Here is a 5890-nt window from a genome sequence, read left to right on the forward strand (position 1 = left end):
CCGCCGACGACCTTCGACCAGCTGAGGCAGATCGCCGAGTTCTTCCAGAAGCGGCAGATCGACGGCAAGACCGTCTATGGCGCCTCGATCTACACCGAGCGCGGCTCCGAAGGCATCACCATGGGCGCCATGGACGTCCTCTACAGCTACGGCTTCCAGTACGAGAACCCGAAGAAGCCCTATGAGATGGACGGCTTCGTCAATTCCGAGAAATCGGTGAAGGGGCTGGAATTCTACAAGGCGCTCTATGATTGCTGCACACCGCCCGGCGCCTCCAACAGCTACATGGGCGAAGGCGTCGATGCCTTCAAATCCGGCCAGGTGGCGATGCACATGAACTTCGCCTTCACCTGGCCCGGCCTGCAGAAGGACGAGAATGTCGGCGGCGACAAGATCGGTTACTTCGCCAATCCGAAAGGTCCCGACGGCGACCAGTTCGCGCAGCTCGGCGGCCAGGGCATCTCGGTGGTTTCCTACTCCGACAAGCAGGAATCGGCGCTGAAATACATCAAGTGGTTCGCCAACAAGGACGTGCAGGCCAAGTGGTGGTCGCTCGGCGGCTATTCCTGTCTGAACTCCGTCGTCAAGGATCCGAAGTTCCCGTCCAGCCAGCCCTATGCGCAGGCCTTCCTCGACTCCATGGCGATCGTGAAGGACTTCTGGGCAGAGCCGAGCTACGCGCCGCTGCTGCAGGCCTCGCAGAAGCGCTTCCACGACTATGTCGTCGCCGGCCAGGGCTCGGCCAAGGATGCGCTCGACGGCCTCGTCAAGGACTGGACGCAGATCTTCCAGGATGACGGCAAGATGTAAAGCTCCTCCCGAGCAGGCGTCCCGTGCCGCCTTGGCACGGGACGCAGTTCAGATAAATTCCAGCGCCGAGGCTGACCAGTGACCGATGCAGGACTAACCATGCTCAATCGGACTGCGGACAACGCTGCACGGGCCACACCCGAGCCGTTGGCCAAGAAGATCCGGGGCATCAGCGACAAGGGCCTCGCCTGGCTGTTCATTTCGCCGACGATCCTTCTGCTTTTAGCCATCAACATCTTCCCGCTGTTCTGGGCGATCTACCTCTCCTTCACCAATTACCGCGCCAACCGCCCGAACGAAGTGGTCAAGAATCTCGGGCTTTCCAACTACAGGCGCATCCTCGGCGACCAGGATATCTGGATCGCGATGCAGACGACGGCGCATTTCGTCTTCTGGACCATCCTGCTGCAGACGGTGATCGGCTTCGCGCTTGCCTGGCTGATCGACCGGAAATTCCGCGGCCACGCCATCTGGACCACGATCATCCTGGTGCCGATGATGCTGTCGCCGGCGGTGGTCGGCAATTTCTGGCGCTTCCTCTACGAGCCGCAGATCGGACTGTTCGCCTACGCCGTCTCGTTCCTCACCGGCATCCCGCCGACGAATGTCCAGATGCTGTCCAATGTCGAGCTGGCGCCATGGGCGATCATCATCGTCGACACCTGGATGTGGACGCCTTACGTGATGCTGATTTGCCTCGCGGGTCTGCGTTCCATCCCAGAATACATTTATGAAGCGGCCGAGGTCGACCGCGCCTCCAACTGGCGGCAGTTCTGGTCGATCACCCTGCCGATGGCGCTGCCCTTCATCATGCTGGCGGTGCTGTTTCGCGGCATCGAGAACTTCAAGATGTTCGACATGGTCAACCTGCTCACCGGCGGCGGACCGGGCTCGACCACCGAGGTCGCCTCGATCACGCTGAAGCGGCAAGCCTTCGAAAGCTGGCGCACCGGCTATTCCTCGGCTTTCGCCATCGTCCTGTTCGTCGCGGTGTTTGGCCTTGCCAACATCTACGTCAAGGCACTCAACAAGGTGAAGCAGAGATGAGCCTGACCACCGCCCATTCCGTCGTCGCACCTTCGACGAATTCGAAGCGGATCGCCGGCGTGCTCGTCGTCGGCTACGCGCTGATCTCGATCGTGCCGCTCTTGTGGATCTTCGCCACCAGTTTCAAGACGCCGCCGGATTCGATCGCCTATCCGCCGAAGATCGTCTTCCAGCCTAGCATCGAAGGCTACTGCAACCTGTTCACGACCCGCACCAGGCAGACGCCGGAATACATCAACGCGCTCGGACCGGCGACCGGCTTCTGCGATGAGACGGTGCGCAAGCGCAACATGGTGATCGCCGGCCCGTCCAACTTCCTGCCGCGCTTCGTCAACTCGCTGATCATCGCCTTCGGCTCGACCTTCTGCGCAGTGTTCCTCGGCACGCTCTCGGCCTACGGCTTCTCGCGCTTCAAGGTGCCTTTGGCAGACGACCTCCTGTTCTTCATCCTGTCGACGCGCATGATGCCGCCGATCGCCGTCGCGATCCCGATCTATCTGATGTACCGCGAGCTCGGCCTCTCCGACACCGCGCTCGGCATGATCCTGCTCTACACCGCGGTCAATGTCTCGCTGGCGGTCTGGCTGCTCAAGGGCTTCATCGACGAGATCCCGCGCGAATACGAAGAAGCGGCGATGATCGACGGCTACACGCGGCTGCAGGCCTTCTGGCGCACGGTGCTGCCGCAGGCGACCACCGGCATTGCCGCGACCGCCATCTTCTGCCTGATCTTTGCCTGGAACGAATATGCGTTCGCCGCGCTTCTGACCTCCGGCACGGCGCAGACGGCGCCGCCCTTCATCCCGACCATCATCGGCGAAGGCGGCCAGGACTGGCCGGCAGTCGCCGCCGGCACCACGATATTCCTGGTGCCGATCCTGGTCTTCACCATCCTGCTCCGCAAGCAATTGCTGCGCGGCATTACCTTCGGCGCGGTGCGCAAATGAGCACGATCCAGCCTGCAAAACGCAAATCGCGTTGGCCCGTCTGGGCAAGACGCGGCCTGATGGAAAACATCGCCACGGCGATCATCGCCATCGGTTTCCTGATGCTGTTCCAGCCTTTCGCGCTGTCGCTCTACAGCTATTCCTTCGTCACCATGCTCGCCGGCACCGCCATGTTCATCGTCGTCTCGAAATTCCCGGAATAGAAATGGCCGAGATCCGTGTTCAGAACCTGAGGAAAGCCTTCGGCGAGTTCGTTGCCGTGCAGGATTCCAATTTCGTTGTCGAGGACGGCGAGTTCTTCGTGATGCTCGGGCCGTCGGGCTGCGGCAAGACGACGACGCTCCGCATGATCGCCGGCCTCGAACTGCCCACCGGCGGCAAGATCCTGCTCGGCGGCGAGGACGTCACCATGCGCCGGGCGCGCGAGCGTGACATCGCCTTCGTCTTCCAGCTCTTCGCGCTCTATCCGCATATGAATGTGCGCAAGAACATCGGCTTCCCGCTCTTGGCGCAAGGCATGGCGTCGGCCGAGATCCGCGCCCGCGTCGAGGAGACCGCGAAGCTGCTGCGCATCGACCACCTGCTCGACAAGTCGGTCTCCGGTCTTGCCGGCGGCGACCGTCAACGCGTCGCGCTCGGCCGCGCCATCGTCAGGCGACCGAAATGTTTCCTGATGGACGAGCCGCTTGGAACCCTCGACACCGAGTTCCGCGATTTGATGGTGCATGAGTTGCGCGAGCTGCACAACCGCATCCACGCCACCACCGTCTATGTCACGCACGACCAGATGGAAGCGATGTCGATGGCCGACAAGATAGCGGTGATGAACCACGGCGTCATCGAGCAGTTCGGCAGCCCGCGCGAGATTTACGACCGGCCGGCCACGATGTTCGTCGCCGATTTCATCGGCTCGCCGCCGATGAACTTCTTGCGCTTCGGCGGTGGGCTCGCGAAGGGTGCGAAGGAGATCGTCGTGCAGGGCGCCAGGGTGACGGTCCCGGAAGTGCGCGAGGATATTGCGCCGGCCGACATGGCGCTTGGCATCCGCCCCGAGCACATCCGCTTCGACGATGCCTCGAAGCTGCGCGGCGCGATCTACGGCACCGAATATCTCGGCACCACGCAGATCGTCGCGGTGGAGACGGCTGACGGCATCATCAAGGCCCGGGTGCCGGCCGGAATCCATCTAAATACGGGCGAACAGGTAGGGCTGGCATTGAGCAGCGCGCGGCTGTCGCTGTTCGAGAAAGGCACTGGACGCGCGGTGAAAACCGTCATGTACGATCAGGCAGTGGAGGCGCGCCATGGCTGACGTGCAGATTCAGGGTGTGACCAAAAGCTTCGGCGAGACAGTCGCGGTCAGCGATCTCGACCTGCAGATCAAGGACGGTGAGTTCGTCGTGCTGCTCGGGCCGACCGGCGCCGGGAAGACGACGACGCTCAGGCTGATCGCCGGGCTCGAGCGGCCGGACAGCGGCACGATTTACATCGGCGGCCATGATGCGACGGCGCTGTCGCCGGCCGAGCGCGATACGGCCTTCGTCTTCCAGCAATATTCGCTCTACCCGCATCTTTCGGTCTTCGACAACCTCGCCTTCCCGCTGCGCTCGCCGGCGCGGCGTTTTCCGGAGGAAGCAATCCGCCGCCGCGTCGAGGAAGTCGCGCGGATGGTGCGCATCGACCACAAGCTCAACAACCGCTCGACCAGGCTTTCGGGCGGCGAGATGCAACGCGTCGCCATCGGCCGCGCGCTGGTGCGAAAGCCCTCGATCTATCTGATGGACGAGCCGCTGTCCTCGCTCGACGCCAAGCTGCGCGCCGATCTCAGGCTCGAGCTGAAGCGCATCCAGTCCGAGCTCGGCGCCACCATGCTCTATGTCACGCACGACCAGATCGAGGCGATGACCATGGCCGACCGCATCGGCATCCTTTCCGAGGGCGTGCTGGTGCAGATCGGCACGCCGCGCGCGATCTATTCCGAGCCGGCAAACCTTCATGTCGCGGCTCGCCTCGGCCAGCCGGCGATCAACCTTCTGCCGGCAGGGTTGCTGCCCGACGGCGCCGCGCCCACCGGTACGACGACGATCGGCGCGCGCACCGAACATCTCGCGATCGAAAAGGCGGCGAACGGCCATGCCGACGGCGTCGTCGACTGGGTCGAGCATCTCGGCGACCAGAACCATCTGCATGTCACGGTGGGCGCCAAGAAGCTGGTGACGCTGACCGATCCCGACACGCCGCTCGCAAAGGGGGACAGAGTGACGATCCGCTATCGCTCGCCGCTTTATTTTGGGTCGGACGGGCACAGATTGATGTAGCCGGCGCATCCGCACTTTTTGACGACCCGCAGATACGGACTGGACGAAATCCATGAAGCACTTTTTCAACCGCAAGGACTCGATCGTTACCGAAGCGCTGGACGGTTATCTGGCCACTGCCGGCTCCGGGGCGCTGGCGCGGCTCGACGGCTATCCGGAGATCAAGGTGGTGTTGCGCGCCGACTGGGACAAGGCGAAGGTCAGCGTCGTTTCGGGCGGCGGCGCGGGGCACGAGCCGTCGCATGCGGGCTTCGTCGGCGCCGGCATGCTGACGGCGGCTGTCTCCGGCGAGATCTTTGCTTCGCCGAGCGTCGAGGCGGTGCTGGCGGCGATCCGCGCGACGACCGGGCCGGCCGGCTGCCTGCTGATCGTCAAGAACTACACCGGCGACCGCCTCAACTTCGGCCTCGCCGCAGAAAAGGCCCGCGCCGAGGGCTTCGCGGTCGACATGGTGATCGTCGGCGACGACATCGCGCTGCCCGACATCGCACAGCCGCGCGGCATCGCCGGCACGCTGTTCGTGCACAAGATCGCCGGACATCTTTCCGAATCCGGCCATGACCTAGCCTCGGTCGCGGCGGCAGCGCAGGCGGCGGCGAAGGATATTGTTTCGCTCGGCATCTCGCTCTCCTCCTGCTCGATCCCCGGCCAGACCCACGAGGACCGCTTCGGCGCCGGCGATGGCGAGCTCGGTCTCGGCATCCATGGCGAGCCGGGCGTGGAGCGCATAACCCTGCAGAGCGCCAGTGCGCTCGTCGCCATCATGGC

Annotated in this window: 7 protein-coding genes; all 7 read left to right on the top strand. The window is 63.6% G+C overall.

All coding sequences use genetic code 11. From position 1 onward, the window contains the following. Window positions 1-810 (top strand): extracellular solute-binding protein (locus tag EOA60_RS15380; protein WP_128311565.1); only part of this gene is annotated, 810 nt, incomplete at its 5' end. A gap of 99 nt (window positions 811-909) precedes the next feature. Next, on the top strand, window positions 910-1857 hold the full coding sequence (locus tag EOA60_RS15385; protein WP_095824412.1) for a sugar ABC transporter permease: 948 nt from the start codon (window positions 910-912) through the stop codon (window positions 1855-1857). After that, window positions 1854-2804, top strand: coding sequence for a carbohydrate ABC transporter permease (locus tag EOA60_RS15390; protein ID WP_067324280.1), 951 nt, complete (start codon window positions 1854-1856; stop codon window positions 2802-2804). Before EOA60_RS15385 ends, EOA60_RS15390 begins: the two co-directional genes overlap by 4 nt. Beyond that, complete coding sequence (locus tag EOA60_RS15395) at window positions 2801-3007, top strand: hypothetical protein (protein WP_095777044.1); 207 nt, start codon at window positions 2801-2803, stop codon at window positions 3005-3007. Before EOA60_RS15390 ends, EOA60_RS15395 begins: the two co-directional genes overlap by 4 nt. A gap of 2 nt (window positions 3008-3009) precedes the next feature. Continuing rightward, a complete protein-coding gene (locus tag EOA60_RS15400) occupies window positions 3010-4116 on the top strand; it encodes an ABC transporter ATP-binding protein (protein WP_095824311.1) in 1107 nt (368 codons plus the stop codon). Beyond that, window positions 4109-5122 carry an ABC transporter ATP-binding protein gene (locus EOA60_RS15405; protein WP_095824312.1) on the top strand — a complete coding sequence of 338 codons (1014 nt, stop codon included), beginning with the start codon at window positions 4109-4111 and terminating at the stop codon, window positions 5120-5122. The genes EOA60_RS15400 and EOA60_RS15405 overlap by 8 nt, the downstream gene beginning before the upstream one ends. A 52-nt stretch (window positions 5123-5174) precedes the next feature. Continuing rightward, on the top strand, window positions 5175-5890 hold a 716-nt coding region (locus EOA60_RS15410), incomplete at its 3' end, for a dihydroxyacetone kinase subunit DhaK (RefSeq protein WP_164899328.1).

The organism is Mesorhizobium sp. M1A.F.Ca.IN.020.06.1.1 (genome assembly GCF_004023265.1).
Classification (GTDB): domain Bacteria; phylum Pseudomonadota; class Alphaproteobacteria; order Rhizobiales; family Rhizobiaceae; genus Mesorhizobium.